The sequence below is a fragment of the Streptomyces sp. NBC_00647 genome, from assembly GCF_045207245.1.
Taxonomy (GTDB): domain Bacteria; phylum Actinomycetota; class Actinomycetes; order Streptomycetales; family Streptomycetaceae; genus Streptomyces.
The window spans coordinates 7,705,715-7,728,443 of the sequence record NZ_CP109040.1 but is presented as its reverse complement, the minus strand read 5'-3'; the positions used below and the strand labels follow the sequence as shown (position 1 = coordinate 7,728,443).

Below are 22,729 nucleotides of genomic sequence, written 5' to 3'. Positions count from 1 at the left end.
CCGTCCGGTATGCCGAACAATATCTGCGATTACGAACGTTGCCGCCGAAAAAGTAAGCGCGTGCTACGACGAGGTCAACGGTGCGGACGGGATCGGTCCTGCCGAGTGGGGCCCGTGGGCCGGACGGGCCGGTGCCTCGAGGCGAGGCGGCTCGCTTCGGCGTAGGCCCGGACCAGGGGGCGCCGGTCGTCCGCGCGCCAGGCGAGCGCCAGTCTGCTCGGCGCGATGCCGCGCACCGGACGGGTCACGACACCGCCCCGGGTGAGCAGCGGAGCGTTTCCGGCGGCGAGCAGGCAGACGCCCCGGCCGTCCACCAGGGCCTCGTACGTCTCGTCGGCGTTCGCGGCCTCGGCGCCGATCCGCGGCGGGCGCCCCGCGCGGTCGTCGAGGGCGAGCCAGTAGGCGCGCAGTACTCCGGCGGACTCGGGGATGGCGATGAACGGCTCGTCGAGCAGGTCCGCGAAGTCGATCTCCTCGCGGTCCGCCAGGACATGCGTGTCGGGCAGCGCGACATGGCGAGGTTCCTCCGCCACCACCACCCAGGCGTAGCGCTCCTCGTCCGGCACCGGAAGCCAGACGAACGCGACGTCCACCGAGCCGTCCGCGAGTCCGGCGCTGGAGTCCGCCCAGCTCACCTGCCGCAGTTCGATTCTGGCCGCCGGACACGCCTCGCCGAACCGGGACCTGATGGCGGGCAAGAGGCCGCCGCGCCCCGGGCTCGTGCTCATACCGACGACCAGGGTCGCCAGTTGCTCGGCCTTGGCGCGCTCCACGGCCTCGGCCGCGCCGGCCCACTCGGCGAGAACCCGGCGCGCGTGGGGCAGCAGGGCGGTGCCCACGGCGGTCAACCGGACGCCCTGGTGGTCCCGTTCGAACAGCTCGGCACCCAACTGCCTTTCCAGCATGCGGATCTGCTTGCTGAGTGCGGGCTGGGAGACGAAGAGGCGCTCGGCGGCGCGTGTGAAGTGCAGGTCCTCCGCGACGGCGACGAAGTAGCGCAGGTCCCGCCCGTGAACGTCCATGGCCATAACCATGGGTTATCACGAAGGGTCTTGGACGGGCGACCGGGCGCGGGGCCAGGCTCGACTCATCGGAAGCAGGACGAGGGACGAAGAGACGACCAGGGAGTCGGACATGAGCAAGGTGTGGCTGGTCACGGGCGCGGGCAGCGGTTTCGGCAGGGCGTTCACCGAGGCGGCCGTCGGACAGGGGGATGTCGTGGTGGCCACGGCCCGCAGGCCCGAGGCGCTGGCCGGTCTGGTGGCGGCTCACCCCGATCAGGTCGAGGCGCTCGCCCTCGACGTGACGGACGCGGCGGGCATCGACTCCGTCGTGGCCGATGTCGTCGAGCGGCACGGGCGGATCGACGTGCTGGTCAACAACGCGGGCCGCACACATGTCGGCGCCGCCGAGGAGACAACGGACGCGGAGCTGCGGTCCCTTTTCGAGCTGCATTTCTTCGGGCCCGCCGCACTGGTGCGGGCCGTGCTGCCGCACATGCGGGAGCGACGCTCGGGGGCGATCGTCCAGATGAGCAGCATGGGCGGGCAGATGACGTACCCGGGATTCTCCGCGTACTGCGCCACGAAGTTCGCCCTGGAGGGCTTCTCCGACGCGCTGGCGGACGAGGTGGGGCCGCTCGGCATCAAGGTGCTGATCGTGGAGCCGGGAGCGTTCCGTACGCACCTGATGGGCGCGGCCGGCGCGAGCGCGGAGATCGCCGACTACGCGGACACTGTCGGCCCGACCCGGCAGGCCGTGGCAGCCGGTGACGGTGACCAGCCCGGCGACCCCGCGAAGGGCGTGGCCGCGGTGCTGGCCGCTCTCGCCGACGACCGCACTCCGCTGCGGCTGCCGCTCGGCGGCGACGGGGTGGACGCCGTCCTCGGTCACCTGGACGCGCAGCGCGCGGAGATCACGGCCTGGGAGAAGACCGCGCGGGACACGGCGTTCGACGTGTGAGACGCCGGTGACGGTCCGGGCCGCCGGTCGCGGTGCGCCGGCGGGCCCTCCAGGCGGATCGTGGCCGTCGGAGGCGGGAGTGCGGCGCTCCGGGGCGGGAGTGCGGCCCTCCGGGCGGGCGGAGGGGCCCTCCGCCCGGCGGGACATGGGCTCTCCGGCCAGGGAGTGCGGCCTACGGAGTCACGCGTCGGGCCGTGATCAGCTCGTGCATATAGCGCTTGGTGACGCTGCCTCCGTGCCGGCTCTCGATCAGCTCGGCGATGCAGTCGAGGAGGCCGCGGAGCGCGGGCGCGGGCAGGGCCCGGTGGTTGGAGTAGGTGCGCAGGACGTCGAGATAGGCCTCGGTCGTATAGGTGATCTCCTGGGGGAAGCACCGGATCCCGACCGGCCCGAGCCGGTCGGAGGCGTCGAGTTCGGTGGTGTCGGAGGTCACCGTGGTCTCGTCGGACAGCCGCAGGTCGGACGGTGTGTCGGGGTCCCAGCGTTCGTAGCAGCGCTGGGCCCGCGCGAAGAAGTCCGCGGAACCACCGGCCACGTGGTGGGTGGTGACCAGGGCGAGCGTGCCGCCCGGAGCGAGGGCGGCGGTCATCCTGGGGACGCGGACCGCGGGGTCGATCCAGTGGAAGGCGGTGGCGCAGACCGCCAGCTCGACGCGGTGGCCGGGCGGAAGGCTCCACCCCTCGAAGGCGCCGACCTCGACGCGGGCGTCCGGGAACGGCAGCAGATTGCGCCGGGTCACCGCCGCCAGCGACGGACCCAGCTCGACCGCGGTGATCCGCAGTCCCGCCCGGGCCAGGGGCACGGTCAGCTGTCCCGTTCCCGGGCCCACCTCCAGGACATGCCCGGCCGGGGAGAGCCCCGCGCCGGTGATCAGGGCCTCGACGAGGGCGGGCGGGTAGCCGGGGCGGGCGCGGTCGTAGAGCTCGGCGTCCTCGTCGAACACGTCACGCAGCATCCCCCAAGGCTAGGGCGTGCCGCACGCCGCCACGGGGTCCCGACCGGATCGCCCCTGCGTACCTGGCGCCGTGCCCGGCACCCGGCCGTGTCGGCCGTGCGGGCCCTGGCACCCCCGGGTGGACGGGCCTCGGTACCCCCCGGTGGACGGCTTCGCCACCCCGGTGGACGGCCTCGGCACCCGAGCCCCGGGTGGACCGGCCTCGGCACCCCCCGGTGGACGGCCTCGCCACCCCGGTGGACGGCCTCGGCACCCGAGCCCCGGGTGGACCGGCCTCGGCACCCCCCGGTGGACGGCCTCGCCACCCCGGTGGACGGACCCGTCCGTCTCACCCACCGGGACGGCCGCTCAGCGGGTGGACCGGCCCCGGCGCGGCAGCCCTCATCGACTAGCGTCGAGCCATGACCAGCGACTCCGCCCTCGCCCTCGCCGACGCGCTCTCCTCCGGTCCGGTGGTGCTCGACGGAGGGATGTCCAACCAGCTCGAATCGGCCGGGCACGACCTGAGTGACGCGCTGTGGTCGGCGCGGCTGCTCGCGGAGCGGCCCGAGGCGATCGTCGAAGCGCATCTCGCCTACTACGAGGCGGGCGCGGACGTGGCGATCACGTCCAGTTACCAGGCGACGTTCGAGGGCTTCGCCCGGCGCGGCATCCCGCACGACCGGGCGGCCGAACTGCTCGGCCTGAGCGTCGGGCTGGCGCGCGAGGCCGCCCTGCGCGCGCACGCGAAGGGCGTCGCGCGGCCGCTGTGGGTCGCCGCGTCGGTGGGCCCGTACGGGGCGATGCTCGCGGACGGCTCGGAGTACCGGGGACGGTACGGGCTGAGCGTCGCGGAACTGGAGCGGTTCCACCGGCCGCGCCTGGAGGTGCTGGCCGCCGCCGCGCCCGACGCGCTGGCCCTGGAGACGGTCCCGGACACGGACGAGGCGCGGGCGCTGCTGCGGGGGGTGCGCGGACTCGGCGTACCGGCGTGGCTGTCGTACAGCGTGGCCGGTGACCGTACGCGGGCCGGCCAGCCCCTGGAGGAGGCTTTCGCTCTGGCCGCCGAGGCGGACGAGGTCATCGCGGTCGGGGTCAACTGCTGCGTCCCCGAGGACGTCGACGCGGCGGTCGCCACCGCCGCGCGCGTGACGGGAAAGCCGGTCGTGGTCTATCCGAACAGCGGCGAGGTCTGGGACGCCCGGGCCCGCGCCTGGACCGGCAGCTCCACGTTCACGGCCGCGCAGGTCGGCGGCTGGGAGCGGGCGGGGGCCCGGCTGATCGGCGGATGCTGCCGGGTGGGCCCGGAGGCGATCGCGGGGATCACGGCGGCCTTGCGGGCCGCGTAGGCCCCGCGTCTCCCCCGGCTCCGGCCCGCCGTCAGGTCATGTCCGGCCGGCGCCGCCGGAGCGGCGGAAGCGGCGTACGGCCGACAGCGGGGTCGCGATGCGTGCGGACGCGTCGACGGCGGCGGGTGACGCGGGCGTGTCCTCCACGGAGCCGACCGGCCGGACCGCGGGGGCGGCGGGTCCGGCCGCGGCCCGGGCCGATTCGTCCTCCCACAGGGCGAGCTCGCGGTCGCGCGGGCCCAGCACGGTGTGCGGGTCGCCTTCGCCGAAGATCCGGACGGGGTGCGCTGTGTCCCAGGCGGACCATCCCGGGTCCCCGTCGACCGCGAACCGCACCCACGCACCGTGCATGGCGTCGGCCAGCTCCCGCGGGGCGCCCTCGCCCGCGAGCTTCGCCGACGCCGGTACGGCGGCGGTGTCGAAGACGAAGCCCAGTTCCAGGGCGTGACAGGCGCGGAGGCCGGGGACGTTGGACGGCCAGGCGAACTCGTAGACATGGGCGCGGGCCCGGTGCTCGCCGGGGACGTCCGCGTCGAGGGACGCGGTGGGCCGGCCGCTCCGCGCGTCGGCGAGGCGGTGCAGCGGGACCCGCAGGAGGTGGTCGGTGATCATCTGGCCGACGAGATCGGCGGTGCCCGCTTCCGGGTGGAGGGCTCGGTAGCCGCGGGGCACCTCGTGGCCGCAGTGGCAGCGGGCCATCGCGCCGGCAAGGGCGACCGGACCCAGCCGGTCGACGCGTTCCAGGAGCCCGCCCGGTACGAGCCACAGCCGGTACTCGTCACGGGTCCAGCCGAGCAGGAGGCCGACGTCCGGGGCGGCACCCTCGACGAGGGCCTCCAGCGGGTCGCGCGGTACGAGGTCGCCGTCGACGACGATGCCGAACGCGGGACCGCCGAGCACCGGGCTGCTGAGCCTGCCCACGTCGGCCTGGGTGCGCAGGAGCAGGTCGCGGTCGACGGCGGCGAACGCCTCCGCCGTCGCGGGGATCTTCAGCCGGGTGGCCATCCGGCGCACCATCCGGCGCACCTTGTCCCGGTCGCTCGCCTCGGGCGGCCCGCTCTGCAGGACCGCCCGGCGGAACAGGCCCTGGGCTCGCGGGCTCGCGAGCAGCGCGCCGATGCTGATGGCTCCGGCGGACTCGCCGAAGACGGTCACCCGGTCGGGGTCGCCGCCGAACCGGGCGACGGACTCCCGCACCCACTCCAGCGCGGCGAGCTGGTCGCGCAGCCCGGGGTTGGCGGGCGCGTCCGGGAAGAGGCCGTAACCCTCCACGCCCAGGCGGTAGTTGAAGGACACGAACACCACACCGTCGCGCGCGAAGGCGCACCCGTCGTACACGGGCACGGCCGAGGAGCCGCGGGTGAGGGCTCCGCCGTGGATCCACACCATGACGGGGAGCCGGGCGCCGGGGTCCGGCGCCGGGGTCCACACATTCAGATTGAGGCAGTCGTCACCGGGCACGACGGGGTCGGAGAGGAGCCGGGCGAACGCTTCGGAGTACGGCGGCTTCGGCGGCGTCGGTCCGAACGCGCCGGCGTCCCGCACCCCGTCCCAGGGCTCGGGGGGCTCGGGCGGGCGGAAGCGGCGGGCGCCGAAGGGCGGGGCGGCGTACGGGATGCCCCGGAAGACCGCGATCCCGTTCTCGTACCGGCCGCGCACGGCTCCGTACGGGGTGGCGACCACCGGGTCCTTCGTCTCCGCCAACGGATCCACCGCGTCCACCGCCATCCGGGACCAGCTCCTCATCGTCGCGAGTCGTAAGGATCAGAGCACCACATCGCTTCCCGGTATTCCTGCGGAGGTCCCCATTCGGCCGATATGGCCGCGGCTACGGCCGTGCGGCGGTGCGCGGCGCGACCGGGTCCGAGCCGGCCGAGGCCCCCCGCGCCGCCCAGAGGATGCCGCCGAGCAGATGCCGGCGGAAGTCCGGGTCCTCGTACGCCCACGAGGTGTGTCCGAGCGCGGTGTAGAAGACCCGGCCACTGCCCTCCTCCCGGCACCACACCAGGGGGTGGTCGTCGCCCATTCCCCCTCCCTCGTAGGAGGTTTCGTCGGCCGAGGCCAGCACACGCGCCGAACCGCGCGGACTGGAGCGGAAGTCGTACCACTCGTCCGTGAACTCCCAGTCGGACGGCAGGTGCCGGGTGGCGGGATGTCCGTGGTCCTCGACGAGGACACGGCCCGGCTGGAGGTCCGGGTGCCGGTCGAAGCGGGCGCCGAGCAGTTCGCCGTAACGGGGCCACTCGTACTCGGTGCAGGCCGCGGCGTGCACCCCGACGAAGCCGCCGCCGCCCTCGACGTACGCCGCGAGCCTGTCGCGGCCCGGCGGCGTCAGCACCTCACCGCTCGTGGAGAGGAAGACGACCGCCGCGTAGGGGTCCAGCGGCGCCTCGAAGACCGCGGGGTCCTCGGTGGCGTCCGCCGCGAAACCGTGCGCGTCACCGAGAGCGCGCACGGCGGCGACGGCCGCCGGGATGGAGTCGTGCCGGTAGCCGGTGGTTCGGGTGTACACGAGAACGCGGAAGACCATGACGGAACCCTAGGGGCGACCGCCGCGGTGGTGTCCGTTTCGTTCAAGACCGGTCGCCCGCGGCCCGCCTACGGTGACCGTATGACTCCACGATTCGATGTGATCGGGCTGGCCGTCTCCGACATGGCCGCCTCCCTCGCCTTCTACGGCCGTCTCGGGCTCGTCTTCCCCGAAGGTGCGGAGAACGAGCCGCACGTCGAGGCCGAGCTGCCCGGCGGGCTGCGCCTCGCGCTGGACACGGAGGAGACCATCCGGTCGTTCCACGCCGGGTGGCGGCCTCCGAGCGGCGGCGGCAGGGCGTCGCTCGCCTTCCTCTGCGACAGCCCCGCCGAGGTCGACTCCGTGTACGAGGAGCTCGTCGGCGCGGGTCACCACGGCGAGCTCAAGCCGTGGGACGCCTTCTGGGGCATGCGGTACGCCGTCGTGCACGACCCGGACGGCAACGGCGTCGACCTGTTCGCCCGCCTGCCCGGGGAGCCGGCGGCACAGTAGTCCGGCTCGCTACCGGTGAGCGACCAGTTCACCGAGCGTCGCTCCGGCCAACTCCCTTACGTCTCGTGCCAGATGGGCCTGGTCCGCGAACCCGGCGCGCAGCGCGGTCTCGGCGAAGGGCACGCCGGCACGGGCGAGGGCGAGCGCCCGTTGCAGTCGCAGGACCCGGGCCAGGGTCTTGGGTCCGTAGCCGAAGGCGGCGAGTGAGCGGCGGTGCAACTGCCGTGCGCCCAGGCCCAGTCCGTCGGCCGTCTCGGCGACGGGGCACCCCGCGTCCAGGGCGGCCACCACCTCCCGGAGCAGCGGATCGGGGGGCTCGGCCTCGGCCGCCCGGAGCAGCGCGACCTCTTCGAGCGCTTCCACGGGGTCGGCGGCCGCGTCGATCCGCGCGGCGAGGCGGCGTACCTCGGAGGCGGGCCACAGGTCGGTCAACTCCACACGCCGATCCCGGAGTTCGTTCGCCGGCACGCCCAAATAGGCGGGTGCCGTGCCGGGGAAGAAGCGGACTCCCGCCCAGCCGCCGGGCACTCCGTCCGGAATGTAGGGCCGGGTGTCGGGACCGGCGACGAGCAGCCGCCCCTCGGTCCACAGCAGATCCATGCAGCCGTCGGGAAGCACGGGAGCCAGGGCGGTCCCGGACCCGTCCTCGGCTCCGCGCCGGTCCTCGGCCTCGGCTCCGCGCCCGGCCCCGTGCTCGGCTCCGCGCCCGGCCCCGTGCTCGGCTCCGGAGGCGAGCGCGGACACCGCTGCCGCCACCCGCGGGGACGCCGTCTCCGTCCGGCGCGCGGGTGCCGCCGCGGCCCCGCTCCTCGGTGCGGTACCGGCCAGGACGCGGGTCCAGACCACCGCGCCCGGCAACCGTGACGCCCGTTCCGCGTACATGCACGCCAGGCTACGCCGGGCGGGCCCGGTGCTCCTGCGGGCTGACGCCGTAGACCCGCTTGAAGGCGCTGGACAGCGCGAAGGCGCTGCCGTAGCCGACGTGGCGGGCGATCGTCTCCAGGGTGTCGTCGCTCTCGCGGAGCCGGTCGGCGGCGAGGGCGAGGCGCCATCCGGTCAGATACGTCATCGGGGGTTCCCCGACGAGTTCGCCGAAACGCCTGGCCAGGGCGGCGCGCGAGACCCCGGCCTTGGCGGCGAGCCCGGCGATCGTCCAGGGGTGGGCCGGATCGTCCTGGAGGAGCCGGAGCACGCGGCCCACGACCGGGTCGGCGAGGGCCTGGTACCACGCGGGCGCCGCGGCCTCGGGGCGGGAGAACCAGGCCCGCAGGGCGGTGATCATCAACAGGTCGAGGAGCCGGTCGAGGACGACCTCCTGGCCGGGCTCGTCGCGCACCATCTCCTCGGCGAGGATCGGTGTCAGCGGGCACTCCCACACGTCGGAGGGGAGCGCGAGCAGCGGCGGCAGGGCGTCGAGCAGCCGGCCGTTGACCTCGCCCCGCATCATGTACGTCCCGATCAGCAGCACCGTGGAGCCGTCGAGCCGGTCGCCCCAGCTGCGGACTCCGAGGTCCCAGTGGCCCTTGAGCGAGCGCCCGTCCGGGTAGGTGCACTCGCCGCCCGGCAGGATCACGGCCTGCGGCGGGGTGCCGGGGTCGTCGGCGCAGAGGTACGCGTCGGGGCCGCGCGCGATGGCGACGTCACCGGCCCGCAGCCGCAGCCGCTCGCCCTGGTCGGGTACCACCCAGGCGTCGCCGCGGACCACCAGCATGATCGTCAGGGGGGCGCGGTCCTCGATGCGTACGGACCACGGCGGGTCGAAACACGCGCGGATCATGAAGGCGCCACGCGCGCGTGGACCCTCCAGCAGGCCTGCGAGAGGGTCCCCCCGCGTGAGCGTGTTCGAGCGTGGCGGAGCGTCCATGGCGCCAGCGTAGACGGCGGCCCGAACGGCCGTGGACGTCCGCTTATGGGAATGAGCCGTTCACCGATGGTTCCTTGCCCTGGGCGGCAGTTGACTGGGCGCATGACAGACAACACGCGGAACATGACGGTGCTGGTGACAGGGGCGACGGGGCGGACCGGGAGCCGGGTCGCGCAGGCCGCGCGGGCGGCGGGTCTGACGGTCCGGGCGGGATCGCGCGGAGAGGGCTTCGACTGGGAGGACGCCTCGACGTGGGCCGGGGCGCTGCGCGGCGCCGACGCCGCGTACCTGGTGTATCCCACGGACGTCGGCTCGCCGGCCGCCACGGAGGCGGTCGGGGCCCTGGCCCGGGAGGCGGTGGGGCTCGGCGTACGGCGGCTGGTGCTGCTGTCGTCACGGGGCGAGGACCGGGCCCGGCCGACCGAGGAGGCCCTCAGGACGTCCGGCGCGGACTGGACGATCGTACGAGCCTCGTGGTTCACGCAGAATTTCAGCGAGGGTCCGCTGGTCGAGGGGCTGCGCCATGGGGAGCTGGTCTTCCCGGCCGGTGAGGTGCGGGAGCCGTTCATCGACGTCCGGGACATCGCGGACGTCGTGGTGGCCGCGCTGACCGGGGGCGACCGGTACACCGGTCGGGAGCTCGCGATCACGGGACCCCGGCTGCTGTCCTTCCGGGAGGCCGTCGCGGAGATCTCGCGGGCCACGGGCGAGGAGCTCGCCTACACCCCGGTGACGGCACGGCAGTACGGCGACACGCTGGCCGGGTTCGGGGTGCCGGCCGAGGAGGTCGAGTTCCTCGTCGAGCTCTTCGAGAGCCTGCTCGACGGCCGTAACGCCCATCTCTCGGACGGCGTCGGGGAGATCCTCGGGCGGGCGCCGCGGGACTTCACGGACTTCGCGCGGGAGGCCGCGGCTGCCGGGGTGTGGAAGGCCTGACGGGGGATGGCCCCGGGCTCAGTCCCGCGGAGGGCGCTCCTCGCCGTTCTTCGGGGCACGGTGGGTGTGGTGGGTGTTCTTGGCGTGGGTGCGCAGGCGGGACGTCACGTCCTCCGGGGGCAGGAAGCGCGACCAGCGTTCCGGGAACTCGGAGGGCATGTCGGGGTCGTCGGGATCGGCGTCGTAGGAGCGGTGCGCTGCGGCGCGGGCCACGAACTCGGCGGCCTGGACCTCGCGCAGCCGCTCGTTGGCGGCACGGGCCGCGGCGGTGGCGGCGGCCGGCCAGACCCGGTCGATGGCGGCGTTGACGGCCGCGCCGACCAGGACGGCGAAGGCGGAGACACCGATCCACAGCAGGACGGCGACGGGGGCGGCGAGCGAGCCGTAGATGGTGGGACCCTCGACGGTGTTGGTCAGGTAGATGCGGAGCAGGAAGCTGCCGAGCACCCACATGGCGAGGGCGACCAGGGCGCCCGGCACGTCCTCGACCCAGGGGGAACGGACGGGCACTGACACGTGGTAGAGCGTCGTCAGGAAGACGACCGACAGCACGATGACGACCGGCCAGTACAAAACCTGGACGACGGTCGTCGACCACGGCACGACGTTCACCACGGCGTCCGGGCCCGCCACCATCAGCGGCAGCGCGACCGAGCCGATCAGCAGCGCCACGATGAACAGCAGGAACGACATCACCCGGGTCTTCACGATGCCCCGGGTGCCGTCGAGGCCGTACATCACGGTGATGGTGTCGATGAAGACGTTCACCGCGCGCGAGCCCGACCACAGGGCGAACAGAAAGCCGAGGGAGATGATGTCGGGCCGGCCGCCCTTCATCACGTCGTGCAGGATCGGCTCGGCGATCTGGTGCACGCCCTTCTGGGTCAGCACCGTGCGGGATGCCTCCAGGATGTTGGACTCCAGACTGGCGATCGTGTCGGCGCCGGTCCAGTCGTCCACGTATCCGAGGAGCCCGATCATGCTCAGCAGCAGCGGCGGCACGGACAGGAGCGTGAAGAAGGCGGCCTCGGCCGCCAGTCCCAGGATCCGGTACTCCATGCACGAGTTGACGGTGTCCTTGATCAGCAGCCAGGCGGTCCTGCGCTTGGAAACGTTCCGGTAGAGCGCACGAGCGCGGTGGAAGCGGCCCGAGCGAGGCCGTTCAGGTGTTTCTTTTGCCTGGTGCACGTCCTTACGGTAGCGGTATGGCAGCCAGCACCCACACCGTGACCAACCAGGTCCCGCCCCTGGTCGGATATGACGTATTCGCCGCCGACCGGGCCCTCGTCGAGGCGGTCGACCGACATCTCGATCCGGAACTTCTCGAGGAGGCGCGCGAGGAGCTCTCGGCGCTCGGCAGGACCTCCGGTTCCGCCCAGGTGCAGGAGTGGGGTGCGCTGGCCAACGAGAATCCGCCCAAGCTGCGCACCCACGACCGCTACGGCAACCGGATCGACGAGGTCGACTTCCACCCGTCCTGGCACCGCCTCCTCGGCAAGGGTGTGTCGGCGGGACTGACCTCGGCCTGGAGCCGCCCCGGCGGACACCTCCGGCGCGCCGCGGGCTTCGTGATCTGGACCCAGGCCGAGGCGGGCAACGGCTGCCCGCTGTCGATGACCCACGCGGCGGTGCCCGCTCTGCGCACCGACCCGGCGCTCGCCGCCGAGTGGGAGCCGCGGCTGACGTCCACGATCTACGACCAGGAACTGCGGCCCGCCGCTCAGAAGGCCGGCGTGCTCTTCGGTATGGGCATGACCGAGAAGCAGGGCGGCAGCGACGTACGCGCCAACACGACCGAGGCCCGGCCGCTCGCCGAGGACGGTACGTACGCGCTGACCGGGCACAAGTGGTTCTGCTCGGCGCCGATGTCGGACGGTTTCCTCGTGCTGGCGCAGGCCCCGGGCGGACTGACGTGCTTCCTGGTCCCGCGCGTCCTGGAGGACGGCACCCGTAACGTCTTCCGTATCCAGCGCCTCAAGGACAAACTCGGCAACCGGTCCAACGCGTCGAGCGAGGTCGAGTTCGACGGGACCTGGGCGCGCCGGGTGGGCGACGAGGGGCGCGGGGTGCGGACCATCATCGAGATGGTCGCGGCGACCCGGCTGGACTGTGTGCTCGGTTCGGCCTCGCTGATGCGCCAGGCGGTCGCGCAGGCGATCCACCACTCCACCTACCGCGAGGCGTTCGGCGGCCGGCTCCTCGACAAGCCGCTGATGCGCAACGTGCTCGCCGATCTGGCGCTGGAGTCGGAGGCGGCGACCACGCTGGCGATGCGGCTGGCCGCGGCGTACGACGACGGGAGCGAGCAGGAGCGGGCGTTCCTGCGGCTCGCGGTGCCGGCCGCCAAGTACTGGGTGACCAAGCGGTGTACGCCGGTCGCGGTGGAGGCGCTGGAGTGTCTGGGCGGCAACGGCTACGTCGAGGAGTCGGGCATGCCGAGGCTGTTGCGGGAGTCGCCGCTCAACTCCATCTGGGAGGGCGCGGGCAATGTGCAGGCGCTGGACGTCCTGCGCGCGCTGCAGCGGGAGCCCGGGGCCCTGGACGCGTATCTGCGGGAGGTGGGCCGGGCCCGCGGCGCCGACCACCGACTGGACGGGGCCATCAAGAACCTGCTGACCGAACTCGCCGACCTGGACGGCATCGAGGCCCGTGCCCGCCGCCTGGTCGAGCGGATCGCGCTGGTGCTCCAGGGTTCGCTGCTCGTCCGGTACGCGCCCCCGGAGGTCGCCGACGCGTTCTGCGCCTCGCGCCTGGGCGGTGACTGGGGCGCGGCGTTCGGCACGCTGCCGCACAGTCTGGATCTGGCCACGGTCGTGGAGCGGGCCCGGCCGGTGTCCTGAGGAAGGCGCTGAAGCGGGGGTGGTGCTGCGCCGACACGGCACCACCCCCGCCTCGGGCCCCGTGCAGGAGCTCGGACGCCGCACGGGCGGCGTCGCTGTCAGTTTCAAGGAACCTTGTGACCGTTGGCGAGAGTTGCAGACCGTTGCATTCCTTTGTGCACCTTGTGCGAAGGCCCGGCGAACCCGTCCGAGAGCAGGCACGATGTGGGACGACGGCGGCGTCGCGGCTCGTACGCGGTCCTGGTTCCGGGAGTGCCCTGTGAAGACGACATCGTTCAACCCCGCCCGTTTCGCACCGCTGGACGCGCCCGAAACAGCCGGGCACCTCCAGGAGACCTGGGCCGCGTCGGTCAAGGGGGAACGTGGCCCGATCGCCCCGCGTCCGGTGATCGGCCGGTCATGGCAGCGGGTGAAGCGATTCGGAGTCGATCCCGAACAGGGAACGGACAGTGTGCTGTTGCAGACGGCCGAACTCGAACATCGGCGGACCTCCACCGCGCTCGCCGACGTGATGCCGACCCTCCGCGGCGGACTCGGAGCGGTCGCCGACGCCTCCCTGCAGATCATGGTGGTCACCGACCCCGAGGGCCGGGTGCTCTGGCGCGAGGGCAACCCGGGCGTGCTGCGCCGGGCCGACACCATCTGCCTGGAGGAAGGCGCCGCCTGGAGCGAGGACACCACCGGCACCAACGCCATCGGCACGGCCCTGTCCGCGGGCACCGCCGTCCAGGTGCACTCCGCCGAGCACTTCGTGCGCACCCTGCACGACTGGACGTGCGCCGCCGCGCCCGTGCACGACCCGCGCGACGGGCGGCTGCTCGGGATCATCGACGTGAGCGGCCCGGACAGCACATTTCATCCGGCCACGCTCGCCCTGGTGGACTCGGTGTCCAGGCTGGCCGAAAGCGAACTGCGCGGCAGACATCTGACGGCCATCGAACGGCTGCGTGCCGTGGCCGCTCCCCTGCTGTGCCGGCTGGACGGCCCGGCGCTCGTGGTGGACACCCACGGCTGGCTCGCCGCCGTCACCGGAATGCCGCCCGTCGACCGGGTCCCGTTGCCCGACCCCTTCGGCGCGGGCCCGGCCTGGCTGCCCTCCCTCGGGATGTGCGTCGCCGAACCGATGCCCGGCGGCTGGCTGCTGCGTGTCACCCCCGCCGACGACGACGGGAGCGCCGGCCGAGTGGTCCTCGACCTCGGCGATCCACGGCGGCCGCACGTCACCGTCTCGGGCACGGCGGGCAGTTGGGCCCAGGACCTGAGCCCGCGCCACGCGGAACTGCTCTACGTCCTCGCCGTGCACCGGCAGGGGCGCAGCGCGGCCCAGCTCGCGGTCGAGCTCTTCGGCGATCCGACCCGCACGGTCACGGTCCGCGCCGAACTGTCCCGCGTGCGCCGCCGGCTCATCGGGCTCCTCGACCACCGTCCGTACCGCTTCCGCGAGGAGGTGGAGGTCGAGGTGCTGCTGCCGGACGACCCCCGGGACCTGCTGCCGCGCTCGACGGCACCGGCGGTGCTCGGAGCGCGGGCGGCGGGCGAGCCGGCGCCGTCCTGAGGGCGGGGAGGGGTGAAGGAGCGTATTTCGTGAGCGTCTTCCGCCGTCTTTGTCCTGGCCGGGGGGTCTCTGCCGTAGCATCCCCTCACAGGCCACCCCACCCGTCTCTCCGTCAACGCCCTCGGCGGGGGAGGCAGTTGGCCTATTCGGGAGGACGCATGAAGCAGCGCGGCAGGCACCGTCGTCGCAGAAGGGGACAGGCGCTGCGCGCCACCCTGGCCGGAACCGCGCTCGCGCTCACCGCGGCCGCCACCCTGATCAGCACCTCGCAGGCCACCGGCAGCAACAGTCCGGGCGGACTCACCGCGCTCCGGTCCAGCTCCGCGGCACAGCAGCTGCGCCTCCACGAGAACCTCACCTCCCGGGACACGCTCGACACGCTCAGCGGGAACATGGGCGGCAACGTGGGCGTCGACGGGGTCCTCGACGACACCGACCACGCGATGCGGAACACCGCCGACTGCACCGCCGGTGAGCGGGCCGCGCTGCCCGTCGAGCCCACTGCCACCCGCGCGTACTGCTGGGACGACGCCGACGCGCGGACCGGACAGTGGCAGCCGCGTTCCGTGACCACGTCCGGTGACGCCGACGGCAGCGGCCGGTGGGGCACCCGCCCGGTGATCCTGGCCGGGTGGACGCACCGCGACGGGCAGGCGGCCGCGCCGACCCGCGACGAGGGCCTGGCCAGGATCGCCTTCGTCGACGCGACCGACCCGGACGCCCTCACCTACCGCTGGGTCCTGCTGGTCGCCCCGCGCTCCGGCGGAAAGGACTTCGCGGCGGTCCACTCGGGCCTCGGCGGCATGTCCTGGTACCAGGACAAGCTGATCGTCACGGCGGCGCACGGCGAGGGCCTTCTCGTCTTCGACCTGCACCGGCTGCTGCGGGCCGACGTGGACAGCGGCGCCGTGGGCCGGGTGGGCGACGGCTACTCCGCCGCCGGCTACCGGTACGTGCTCCCCGCCATCGGCTCGTACGACCCGGAGGGCGGCGCCTGTACGCGCGGCCGGGACCGCGCGGTCCCCTGCTTCGGCTCGCTCTCCCTGGACCGTACGACCGCCCCGGACAGTCTCGTCGCGACGGAGGCCGCGGGCGGCCGTTCGGAGCGCACCCGTGTGTGGCGGTACGCGTTCAGCACCGCCGCGTACCGCACGGGACTGCTCGCCGACGCCCAGGGCCACGTGGACGCGGTGGAGGCCTACTCGACCAAGGGCACCGGAGTGTCCGGTGTCCTCTCGCACCGGGCCGCGGGGCACGAGACCCGGTGGTACGCCGTGCGGCCGTCCGAAAGCCGCGCCCGGCACGGCTCCCTGTGGCGGCAGACCGGACACGGCGCCGAGGCCGCCACGTGCACCGCGGACCAGTCGCACGCCTGCTGGGGCCTGGGCACCGGATCGCTCTCCTACTGGCAGCGGACCGGCGAACTGTGGACACTCACCGGCACCACGGCCCAGCGGGTGCTCTACGCGGTGCCGCTGTCGTCGGTCGACGGCTCGCTGGACTGAGGGTGGCGTTCGGCCTCCGGACCCCTTTTGGAGGGGCACGCGCCCCCATGGTTCCCTGGCGCTCATGAGCAACGTCATTGTGACCACCTGGTCCCTTGAGCAGACGGCCCCGACCGACCTGCTCCCCGCGGGCGCGCCCGGCGGGGACCTGCGGATCGTCCGCGCCGAGGTCCCCTCGCCCGAGTTCAGCCGCTTCCTGTACGCGTCGGTCGGCGGGGACATCCGCTGGACGGACCGGCTCGCGTGGACGTACGCGCAGTGGCGGGAGGCGCTCGACAGGCCGGGCGTGGAGACCTGGGTCGCCTACGACCGGGGGACGCCCGCGGGCTATGTCGAGCTCGACCCTCAGGACGACGGGGCCGTCGAGGTCGTCTACTTCGGTCTCGTCCCCGCGTTCCGCGGGCGCCGCATCGGCGGCCACCTCCTCTCGTACGGCGTCGCGCGCGCCTGGGACCTGGCGGGACGCTGGCCGGGGCGGGCCGAGACGAAGCGCGTCTGGCTGCACACGTGCAGCAAGGACGGGGAGCACGCGATGGACAACTATCTGCGGCGCGGCTTCAAGCTCTTCGACACCAAGGTCGAGGAGGAGCCGGAGGTGGCCACACCTGGGCCGTGGCCGGGGGCCGGCACCGTCTGACCGGCTCCGAGCCGCGGCGACCGCGTCCGCTCGCCCCTCCCCGCGGCACCGCGGGAGGCCCGCTCATGTGATCGACAACACCCTTGTCTCGCGATTCGGGACAAGGGTGTCCACATAATGGATGACGGTGGACTGCCCGGAGATCCCCGTGACACGCTTCCGTCATGTCTGGAACTGGAATTGCCTTGGTGAGTCGGCGGCACGTCGACCTCGGCCGCATGTCCAGCGCCATCTGTCCGGCGAGCTGACCAGCCCAGCAGCGCCGACTCTCCCCCTTTTTGCGATTCTTGCGCAGTGCTGCGCCCATTCTTCCGTATGCACCCGTATGCGCAGGTCAGAGCCGCAGTCAGACCTGTCCCGCAGTCTCGAAGGACGTATCAACCATGGCCGCCACCCCTGAGAATCCTGCCGCCGCGCCCCGCCGCAAGGTGAGCCGTCACCGCGGCGAGGGTCAGTGGGCCGTAGGTCACTTCACCCCGCTCAACGGCAACGAGCAGTTCAAGAAGGACGACGACGGTCTCAACGTGCGGACACGCATTGAGACGGTCTACTCCAAGCGGGGCTTCGACTCGATCGACCCCAACGACCTGCGCGGACGGATGCGCTGGTGGGGCCTCTACACCCAGCGCAAGCCCGGGATCGACGGCGGCAAGACCGCGATCCTGGAGCCGGAGGAGCTGGACGACAAGTACTTCATGCTGCGCGTCCGCATCGACGGCGGCCGGCTCACCACGCAGCAGCTGCGCGTCATCGGCGAGATCTCGCAGGAGTTCGCCCGCGGCACCGCCGACCTCACCGACCGGCAGAACGTCCAGTACCACTGGATCCGCATCGAGGACGTCCCGGAGATCTGGGACCGCCTTGAGGCCGTGGGTCTGTCCACGACCGAGGCCTGCGGTGACACCCCCCGCGTCATCCTCGGCTCGCCCGTCGCCGGCATCGCCGAGGACGAGATCATCGACGGCACCCCGGCCATCGAGGAGATCCACCGCCGGGTCATCGGCAACAAGGACTTCTCGAACCTGCCCCGCAAGTTCAAGACGGCGATCTCCGGTTCGCCGCTGCTCGACGTGGCGCACGAGATCAACGACGTCGCCTTCGTCGGCGTGAACCACCCGGAACACGGCCCCGGCTTCGACCTGTGGGTCGGCGGCGGCCTCTCCACCAACCCGAAGATCGGCCAGCGTCTCGGCGCCTGGGTCCCCCTCGACGAGGTCGCGGACGTCCACATCGGCGTCCTCTCGATCTTCCGCGACTACGGCTACCGGCGGCTGCGCACCCGCGCCCGTCTGAAGTTCCTGGTCGCCGACTGGGGCGTGGAGAAGTTCCGCCAGGTCCTGGAGGACGAGTACCTGAAGCGCAAGCTGGTCGACGGCCCCGCCCCCGACCAGCCCGTCGCCCGCTGGCGCGACCACGTCGGCGTGCACCGGCAGCAGGACGGCCGGTACTACGTCGGCTTCGCCCCGCGCGTCGGCCGCGTCGACGGCGCCACCCTGACGAAGATCGCCGAGCTGGCCGAGGCGCACGGCTCGGGCCGGCTGCGCACCACCGTCGAGCAGAAGATGATCGTGCTCGACGTGGAGGAGGCGCAGATCGACTCGCTCGTCGACGGCCTGGAGGCTCTCGACCTGACCGCCCGCCCCTCCACCTTCCGGCGCGGCACGATGGCCTGCACCGGCATCGAGTACTGCAAGCTCGCGATCGTCGAGACCAAGGCTCGGGGTGCTTCCCTGATCGACGAACTCGAGCGCCGCATCCCCGAGTTCGAAGAGCCCATCACCATCAACATCAACGGCTGCCCGAACGCCTGCGCCCGCATCCAGGTCGCGGACATCGGTCTCAAGGGCCAGTTGGTCCTGGACGAGCGGGGCGAGCAGGTCGAGGGCTACCAGGTGCACCTGGGCGGCGCGCTCGGCCTGGAGGCCGGGTTCGGCCGCAAGGTCCGCGGCCTGAAGGTCACTTCGGACGAGCTGCCCGACTACATCGAGCGTGTCCTGAAGCGTTTCCAGGCGGAGCGCGAGGACGACGAGCGCTTCGCCGCCTGGGCCGCGCGTGCCTCCGAGGAGGCGCTGTCGTGAGCGAGCGTGCCGCGCCGTTCTACTGCCCCTACTGCGGGGACGAGGATCTGCGACCCAGCGAGGAGGGCCACGGCGCGTGGGAATGCGCGGCGTGCAACCGAGCCTTCCAGCTGAAGTTCCTCGGGCTGCTGTCCCGGGGCCTTCGGCAGGAAGAGCGTGGAGGGGCGGAGATATGACGACGATTCAGGAAGAGCGTACGAGCGAGGACTTGAGGAGCCTGGCCGAGCAGGCCGGGCGTGACCTGGAGGACGCCTCCGCCCTGGAGATCCTCCGATGGGCCGTGGACACCTTCGGCGGGAAGTTCTGCGTCACCTCCTCCATGGAGGACGCCGTCGTCGCCCATCTCGCCTCCCGCGCCCGGTCCGGTGTGGACGTGGTGTTCCTCGACACCGGCTACCACTTCCCGGAGACCATCGGCACCCGTGACGCGGTCGAGGCTGTGATGGACGTCAACGTGATCACCCTGACCCCGCGTCAGAGCGTTGCCGAGCAGGACGCCGAGCACGGGCCGAAGCTGCACGACCGTGACCCCGACCTGTGCTGCGCCCTGCGCAAGGTCAAGCCCCTCGAGGAGGGCCTGACCGCGTACGACGCCTGGGCGACCGGCCTGCGCCGCGACGAGTCCCCGACCCGGGCGAACACCCCGGTGGTCGGCTGGGACGAGAAGCGGCAGAAGGTCAAGATCTCGCCCATCGCCCGCTGGACGCAGGACGACGTCGACGCGTACGTCGCCGAGCACGGGGTCCTCACCAACCCGCTGCTGATGGACGGTTACGCCTCCGTCGGCTGCGCGCCCTGCACCCGCCGGGTGCTGGAGGGCGAGGACGCGCGCGCCGGCCGCTGGGCGGGCCGCTCGAAGACCGAGTGCGGGCTGCACGGATGACGCCGACGACGACGGCAACCACGACGACCGCGCCCGCCGCGGACCCCACGATCTCTCAGGAGCAGCAAGTGACGACCGGAGCCACCGTCTGGCTCACGGGTCTGCCGAGTGCCGGCAAGACCACCATCGCGTACGAGCTGGCCGGCCGGCTGCGCGAGGAGGGCCACCGTGTCGAGGTGCTCGACGGCGACGAGATCCGCGAGTTCCTCTCCTCGGGGCTCGGCTTCTCGCGCGCCGACCGCGACACGAACGTGCGACGGATCGGCTTCCTCGCCGAACTGCTCTCGCGCAACGGCGTCAAGGCGGTCGTCCCGGTGATCGCGCCCTACGCGGACAGCCGCGAGGCCGTGCGGGGGCGCCACCAGGCCGGGGGCACCCCCTACCTGGAGGTGCACGTGGCGACCCCGGTGGAGGTCTGCTCCGTACGCGATGTGAAGGGGCTGTACGCCAAGCAGGCCGCGGGCGAGATCTCGGGGCTGACCGGCGTCGACGACCCGTACGAGGCGCCCGAGTCGCCCGATCTGCGGATCGAGTCGCACACCCAGACCGTGCAGGAGTCCGCTGCCGCGCTGCACGCGCTGCTCACCGAGAGGGGTCTCGCATGACGACCGTCGCCAGTGTCTCCGAGGAGACGGAGAGCAGCCCGTACGCGCTGTCGCACCTGGACGCGCTGGAGTCCGAGGCCGTGCACATCTTCCGTGAGGTCGCGGGCGAGTTCGAACGGCCGGTGATCCTCTTCTCCGGCGGCAAGGACTCCATCGTCATGCTGCACCTGGCGCTGAAGGCGTTCGCGCCCGCCGCGATCCCCTTCACGCTGCTGCACGTCGACACCGGACACAACTTCCCCGAGGTCCTCGGCTACCGCGACCGGACCGTGGAGGAGCACGGTCTGCGTCTGCACGTCGCCTCGGTACAGGACTACATCGACCGCGGCGTGCTGCGCGAGCGCCCGGACGGCATCCGCAACCCGCTCCAGACCCTCCCGCTCACCGAGAAGATCCAGTCCGAGCGGTTCGACGCGGTCTTCGGCGGCGGACGCCGCGACGAGGAGAAGGCCCGTGCCAAGGAGCGGGTGTTCTCGCTGCGGGACGAGTTCTCGCAGTGGGACCCGCGCCGCCAGCGCCCCGAGCTCTGGCAGCTCTACAACGGCCGCCACGCGCCCGGCGAGCACGTCCGCGTGTTCCCGCTCTCCAACTGGACCGAGCTGGACGTCTGGCAGTACATCGCCCGGGAGGGCATCGAACTCCCCGACATCTACTTCGCCCACGAGCGCGAGGTCTTCCGGCGGGGCGGCATGTGGCTGACCGCCGGCGAGTGGGGCGGGCCCCGCGCGAGCGAGACTGTAGAGAAACGACAGGTGCGCTACCGGACAGTGGGCGACATGTCCTGCACCGGTGCGGTCGACTCCGACGCGACCACCCTGGACGCCGTCATCGCCGAGATCGCCGCCTCCCGCCTGACCGAGCGCGGCGCCACCCGCGCCGACGACAAGGTGTCCGAGGCCGCGATGGAAGACCGCAAGCGCGAGGGGTACTTCTAGACATGACCAGCACCACCGAACCCACCCAGCCACTGTCGGTCGAGCAGTTGTCGGCGACGACCCTGCTGCGTTTCGCGACCGCGGGCTCCGTCGACGACGGCAAGTCCACGCTCGTCGGGCGACTGCTGCACGACTCCAAGTCGATCCTCACGGACCAGCTGGAGGCCGTCGAACGCGCCTCGGCGAACCGCGGGCAGGACGCCCCGGACCTCGCGCTGCTCACCGACGGTCTGCGCGCCGAGCGCGAGCAGGGCATCACCATCGACGTCGCCTACCGCTACTTCGCCACCGCGCGCCGTCGGTTCATCCTCGCCGACACCCCGGGGCATGTGCAGTACACCCGCAACATGGTCACCGGCGCCTCCACCGCCGACCTGGCCGTCGTGCTCGTGGACGCCCGCAACGGCGTGATCGAGCAGACCCGCCGGCACGCGGCCGTCGCCGCGCTGCTGCGTGTCCCGCACGTCGTCCTCGCCGTGAACAAGATGGACCTCGTCGAGTACAAGGAGTCCGTCTTCGCGGCGATCGCCGAGGAGTTCACGGCGTACGCCTCCGAGCTGGGCGTCCCCGAGATCACCGCGATCCCGATCTCGGCGCTCGCCGGCGACAACGTGGTGGACGCCTCCGCGAACATGGACTGGTACGGCGGCCCGACCGTCCTGGAACACCTGGAGACCGTGCCGGTCAGCCACGACCTGGCGCACTGCCACGCGCGGCTGCCCGTGCAGTACGTGATCCGCCCGCAGACCGCCGAGCACCCGGACTACCGGGGGTACGCCGGTCAGATCGCGGCCGGTTCCTTCCGCGTCGGCGAGAGCGTCACCGTCCTGCCGTCCGGGCGCACCTCGAAGGTCGCCGCGATCGACCTGCTGGGCAAGCCGGTCGACATCGCGTGGACCCCGCAGTCGGTGACCCTCCTGCTGGAGGACGACATCGACATCTCGCGCGGCGATCTGCTCGTGCCGAGCAAGGACGCGCCCCCGACCACGCAGGACGTCGAGGCGACCGTCTGCCATGTGGCGGACGAGCCGCTCACCGTCGGCCACCGGGTGCTGCTCAAGCACGGCACCCGCACGGTCAAGGCGATCGTCAAGGACATCCCGTCCCGGCTGACCCTGGACGACCTCTCGCTGCACCCGCACCCGGGCCGGCTGGTCGCCAACGACATCGGCCGCGTCAAGATCCGCACCGCCGAGCCGCTCCCGCTCGACGCGTACGCCGACTCCCGGCGCACCGGCGCGTTCATCCTGATCGACCCGGCCGACGGCACCACGCTGACCGCGGGCATGGTCGGCGAGTCCTTCGCCGCGCCGCAGCCGGTCAAGGACGAGTCCGACGACGACGGTTGGGACTTCTGACATGAACCCCATCGACATCTACTCCACGTTCGCGAAGGAGGGCGGCCGCGTCGGCAGCGGCGCCCTCGGCAGCGGGCAGGGCGGAGTCGCGCGATGTGCGCGATGACGTACGCGCACTGCCTGCGCGCCCCGTCCCCCCACCCTCCCCCAAGTTCTCGGCTTCGCTCGAACAGGGCGGTACCCCCACCCCGGATGAGACGAAGACCTGCCGACCTTCCCGGCCACGACTGAAACGTGACCGCCGGGCCAACGAGAGGAACACCTCC

Annotated in this window: 22 protein-coding genes; 15 read left to right on the top strand and 7 right to left on the bottom strand. The window is 72.6% G+C overall.

Going from position 1 to position 22,729, the window contains the following annotated elements; all coding sequences use genetic code 11:
• Window positions 1-74: 74 nt before the first annotated feature.
• Complete coding sequence (locus OG788_RS33980; RefSeq protein WP_351536732.1) at window positions 75-1,028, bottom strand: LysR substrate-binding domain-containing protein; 954 nt, start codon at window positions 1,026-1,028, stop codon at window positions 75-77.
• A gap of 106 nt (window positions 1,029-1,134) precedes the next feature.
• Between OG788_RS33980 and OG788_RS33975 the strand changes: the two genes are divergently transcribed.
• Window positions 1,135-1,962 (top strand): oxidoreductase, encoded by an 828-nt coding sequence (locus tag OG788_RS33975; RefSeq protein ID WP_406374936.1) that lies wholly within the window; start codon window positions 1,135-1,137, stop codon window positions 1,960-1,962.
• Between the two features lie 172 nt (window positions 1,963-2,134).
• On the opposite strand, the gene OG788_RS33970 is transcribed toward OG788_RS33975, so the two are convergent.
• Window positions 2,135-2,917 (bottom strand): class I SAM-dependent methyltransferase, encoded by a 783-nt coding sequence (locus OG788_RS33970; protein WP_406374935.1) that lies wholly within the window; start codon window positions 2,915-2,917, stop codon window positions 2,135-2,137.
• A gap of 401 nt (window positions 2,918-3,318) precedes the next feature.
• On the opposite strand from OG788_RS33970, the gene mmuM reads away from it, so the two are divergent.
• Complete coding sequence (mmuM, locus tag OG788_RS33965) at window positions 3,319-4,245, top strand: homocysteine S-methyltransferase (RefSeq protein WP_406374934.1); 927 nt, start codon at window positions 3,319-3,321, stop codon at window positions 4,243-4,245.
• A gap of 36 nt (window positions 4,246-4,281) precedes the next feature.
• Here mmuM and OG788_RS33960 read toward each other — a convergent pair whose 3' ends face one another.
• Together OG788_RS33960 and OG788_RS33955 are read right to left on the bottom strand one after the other, a co-directional pair.
• Window positions 4,282-5,973, bottom strand: a complete 1,692-nt coding sequence (locus tag OG788_RS33960; protein WP_406374933.1) for a carboxylesterase/lipase family protein — start codon at window positions 5,971-5,973, stop codon at window positions 4,282-4,284.
• Between the two features lie 100 nt (window positions 5,974-6,073).
• Entirely contained in the window at window positions 6,074-6,775 is a 702-nt protein-coding gene (locus OG788_RS33955; protein WP_406374932.1) for a ThuA domain-containing protein, read from the bottom strand.
• A gap of 81 nt (window positions 6,776-6,856) precedes the next feature.
• On the opposite strand from OG788_RS33955, the gene OG788_RS33950 reads away from it, so the two are divergent.
• Complete coding sequence (locus tag OG788_RS33950; RefSeq protein ID WP_351536751.1) at window positions 6,857-7,267, top strand: VOC family protein; 411 nt, start codon at window positions 6,857-6,859, stop codon at window positions 7,265-7,267.
• Window positions 7,268-7,276: 9 nt separating this feature from the next.
• Here the strand turns inward: OG788_RS33950 and OG788_RS33945 are convergent, their stop codons facing one another.
• On the bottom strand, window positions 7,277-8,149 hold the full coding sequence (locus OG788_RS33945; RefSeq protein WP_406374931.1) for a helix-turn-helix domain-containing protein: 873 nt from the start codon (window positions 8,147-8,149) through the stop codon (window positions 7,277-7,279).
• A gap of 10 nt (window positions 8,150-8,159) precedes the next feature.
• Window positions 8,160-9,131 (bottom strand): AraC family transcriptional regulator, encoded by a 972-nt coding sequence (locus OG788_RS33940; protein WP_351536757.1) that lies wholly within the window; start codon window positions 9,129-9,131, stop codon window positions 8,160-8,162.
• Window positions 9,132-9,233: 102 nt separating this feature from the next.
• Between OG788_RS33940 and OG788_RS33935 the strand changes: the two genes are divergently transcribed.
• A complete protein-coding gene (locus OG788_RS33935; protein ID WP_406374930.1) occupies window positions 9,234-10,067 on the top strand; it encodes an NAD(P)H-binding protein in 834 nt (277 codons plus the stop codon).
• Between the two features lie 18 nt (window positions 10,068-10,085).
• On the opposite strand, the gene OG788_RS33930 is transcribed toward OG788_RS33935, so the two are convergent.
• A complete protein-coding gene (locus tag OG788_RS33930; RefSeq protein WP_356749341.1) occupies window positions 10,086-11,255 on the bottom strand; it encodes a YihY/virulence factor BrkB family protein in 1,170 nt (389 codons plus the stop codon).
• Between the two features lie 17 nt (window positions 11,256-11,272).
• Between OG788_RS33930 and OG788_RS33925 the strand changes: the two genes are divergently transcribed.
• The 11 genes from OG788_RS33925 to OG788_RS33875 all read left to right on the top strand — a co-directional run bounded on the left by OG788_RS33925 (window position 11,273) and on the right by OG788_RS33875 (window position 22,463).
• Window positions 11,273-12,907, top strand: a complete 1,635-nt coding sequence (locus tag OG788_RS33925; protein WP_406374929.1) for an acyl-CoA dehydrogenase family protein — start codon at window positions 11,273-11,275, stop codon at window positions 12,905-12,907.
• Window positions 12,908-13,166: 259 nt separating this feature from the next.
• Window positions 13,167-14,462 carry a GAF domain-containing protein gene (locus tag OG788_RS33920; RefSeq protein ID WP_406374927.1) on the top strand — a complete coding sequence of 432 codons (1,296 nt, stop codon included), beginning with the start codon at window positions 13,167-13,169 and terminating at the stop codon, window positions 14,460-14,462.
• A gap of 158 nt (window positions 14,463-14,620) precedes the next feature.
• Window positions 14,621-15,967, top strand: coding sequence for a hypothetical protein (locus OG788_RS33915; RefSeq protein ID WP_406374926.1), 1,347 nt, complete (start codon window positions 14,621-14,623; stop codon window positions 15,965-15,967).
• A 64-nt stretch (window positions 15,968-16,031) separates the two neighbouring features.
• Window positions 16,032-16,604, top strand: coding sequence for a GNAT family N-acetyltransferase (locus OG788_RS33910; RefSeq protein WP_406374925.1), 573 nt, complete (start codon window positions 16,032-16,034; stop codon window positions 16,602-16,604).
• A 164-nt stretch (window positions 16,605-16,768) separates the two neighbouring features.
• On the top strand, window positions 16,769-16,852 hold the full coding sequence (locus OG788_RS33905) for a putative leader peptide (RefSeq protein WP_309486338.1): 84 nt from the start codon (window positions 16,769-16,771) through the stop codon (window positions 16,850-16,852).
• 135 nt (window positions 16,853-16,987) lie between these two features.
• Window positions 16,988-18,682: a nitrite/sulfite reductase gene (locus OG788_RS33900; protein ID WP_406374924.1), complete on the top strand. Its 1,695-nt coding sequence runs from the start codon at window positions 16,988-16,990 to the stop codon at window positions 18,680-18,682.
• Window positions 18,679-18,858 (top strand): hypothetical protein, encoded by a 180-nt coding sequence (locus tag OG788_RS33895; RefSeq protein ID WP_351536777.1) that lies wholly within the window; start codon window positions 18,679-18,681, stop codon window positions 18,856-18,858. Before OG788_RS33900 ends, OG788_RS33895 begins: the two co-directional genes overlap by 4 nt.
• Window positions 18,855-19,565: a phosphoadenylyl-sulfate reductase gene (locus OG788_RS33890; protein WP_406374923.1), complete on the top strand. Its 711-nt coding sequence runs from the start codon at window positions 18,855-18,857 to the stop codon at window positions 19,563-19,565. The genes OG788_RS33895 and OG788_RS33890 overlap by 4 nt, the downstream gene beginning before the upstream one ends.
• A 68-nt stretch (window positions 19,566-19,633) precedes the next feature.
• Window positions 19,634-20,170, top strand: coding sequence for an adenylyl-sulfate kinase (gene cysC, locus OG788_RS33885; RefSeq protein WP_406374922.1), 537 nt, complete (start codon window positions 19,634-19,636; stop codon window positions 20,168-20,170).
• Window positions 20,167-21,105, top strand: coding sequence for a sulfate adenylyltransferase subunit CysD (gene cysD / locus OG788_RS33880; RefSeq protein ID WP_351536784.1), 939 nt, complete (start codon window positions 20,167-20,169; stop codon window positions 21,103-21,105). Before cysC ends, cysD begins: the two co-directional genes overlap by 4 nt.
• Before the next feature lie 2 nt (window positions 21,106-21,107).
• Entirely contained in the window at window positions 21,108-22,463 is a 1,356-nt protein-coding gene (locus OG788_RS33875; protein ID WP_356749331.1) for a GTP-binding protein, read from the top strand.
• The last annotated feature ends 266 nt before the right edge of the window (window positions 22,464-22,729 follow it).

What these genes read in the sequence shown, in the direction of transcription:
- OG788_RS33980 (WP_351536732.1), bottom strand. Translation starts at nt 1,028, where the DNA reads ATGGCCATGGACGTTCACGGGCGGGACCTGCGCTACTTCGTCGCCGTC.
- OG788_RS33975 (WP_406374936.1), top strand. Translation starts at nt 1,135, where the DNA reads ATGAGCAAGGTGTGGCTGGTCACGGGCGCGGGCAGCGGTTTCGGCAGG.
- OG788_RS33970 (WP_406374935.1), bottom strand. Translation starts at nt 2,917, where the DNA reads ATGCTGCGTGACGTGTTCGACGAGGACGCCGAGCTCTACGACCGCGCC.
- mmuM (WP_406374934.1), top strand. Translation starts at nt 3,319, where the DNA reads ATGACCAGCGACTCCGCCCTCGCCCTCGCCGACGCGCTCTCCTCCGGT.
- OG788_RS33960 (WP_406374933.1), bottom strand. Translation starts at nt 5,973, where the DNA reads ATGGCGGTGGACGCGGTGGATCCGTTGGCGGAGACGAAGGACCCGGTG.
- OG788_RS33955 (WP_406374932.1), bottom strand. Translation starts at nt 6,775, where the DNA reads ATGGTCTTCCGCGTTCTCGTGTACACCCGAACCACCGGCTACCGGCAC.
- OG788_RS33950 (WP_351536751.1), top strand. Translation starts at nt 6,857, where the DNA reads ATGACTCCACGATTCGATGTGATCGGGCTGGCCGTCTCCGACATGGCC.
- OG788_RS33945 (WP_406374931.1), bottom strand. Translation starts at nt 8,149, where the DNA reads ATGTACGCGGAACGGGCGTCACGGTTGCCGGGCGCGGTGGTCTGGACC.
- OG788_RS33940 (WP_351536757.1), bottom strand. Translation starts at nt 9,131, where the DNA reads ATGGACGCTCCGCCACGCTCGAACACGCTCACGCGGGGGGACCCTCTC.
- OG788_RS33935 (WP_406374930.1), top strand. Translation starts at nt 9,234, where the DNA reads ATGACAGACAACACGCGGAACATGACGGTGCTGGTGACAGGGGCGACG.
- OG788_RS33925 (WP_406374929.1), top strand. Translation starts at nt 11,273, where the DNA reads ATGGCAGCCAGCACCCACACCGTGACCAACCAGGTCCCGCCCCTGGTC.
- OG788_RS33915 (WP_406374926.1), top strand. Translation starts at nt 14,621, where the DNA reads ATGAAGCAGCGCGGCAGGCACCGTCGTCGCAGAAGGGGACAGGCGCTG.
- OG788_RS33910 (WP_406374925.1), top strand. Translation starts at nt 16,032, where the DNA reads ATGAGCAACGTCATTGTGACCACCTGGTCCCTTGAGCAGACGGCCCCG.
- OG788_RS33905 (WP_309486338.1), top strand. Translation starts at nt 16,769, where the DNA reads ATGTCTGGAACTGGAATTGCCTTGGTGAGTCGGCGGCACGTCGACCTC.
- OG788_RS33900 (WP_406374924.1), top strand. Translation starts at nt 16,988, where the DNA reads ATGGCCGCCACCCCTGAGAATCCTGCCGCCGCGCCCCGCCGCAAGGTG.
- OG788_RS33890 (WP_406374923.1), top strand. Translation starts at nt 18,855, where the DNA reads ATGACGACGATTCAGGAAGAGCGTACGAGCGAGGACTTGAGGAGCCTG.
- cysD (WP_351536784.1), top strand. Translation starts at nt 20,167, where the DNA reads ATGACGACCGTCGCCAGTGTCTCCGAGGAGACGGAGAGCAGCCCGTAC.
- OG788_RS33875 (WP_356749331.1), top strand. Translation starts at nt 21,108, where the DNA reads ATGACCAGCACCACCGAACCCACCCAGCCACTGTCGGTCGAGCAGTTG.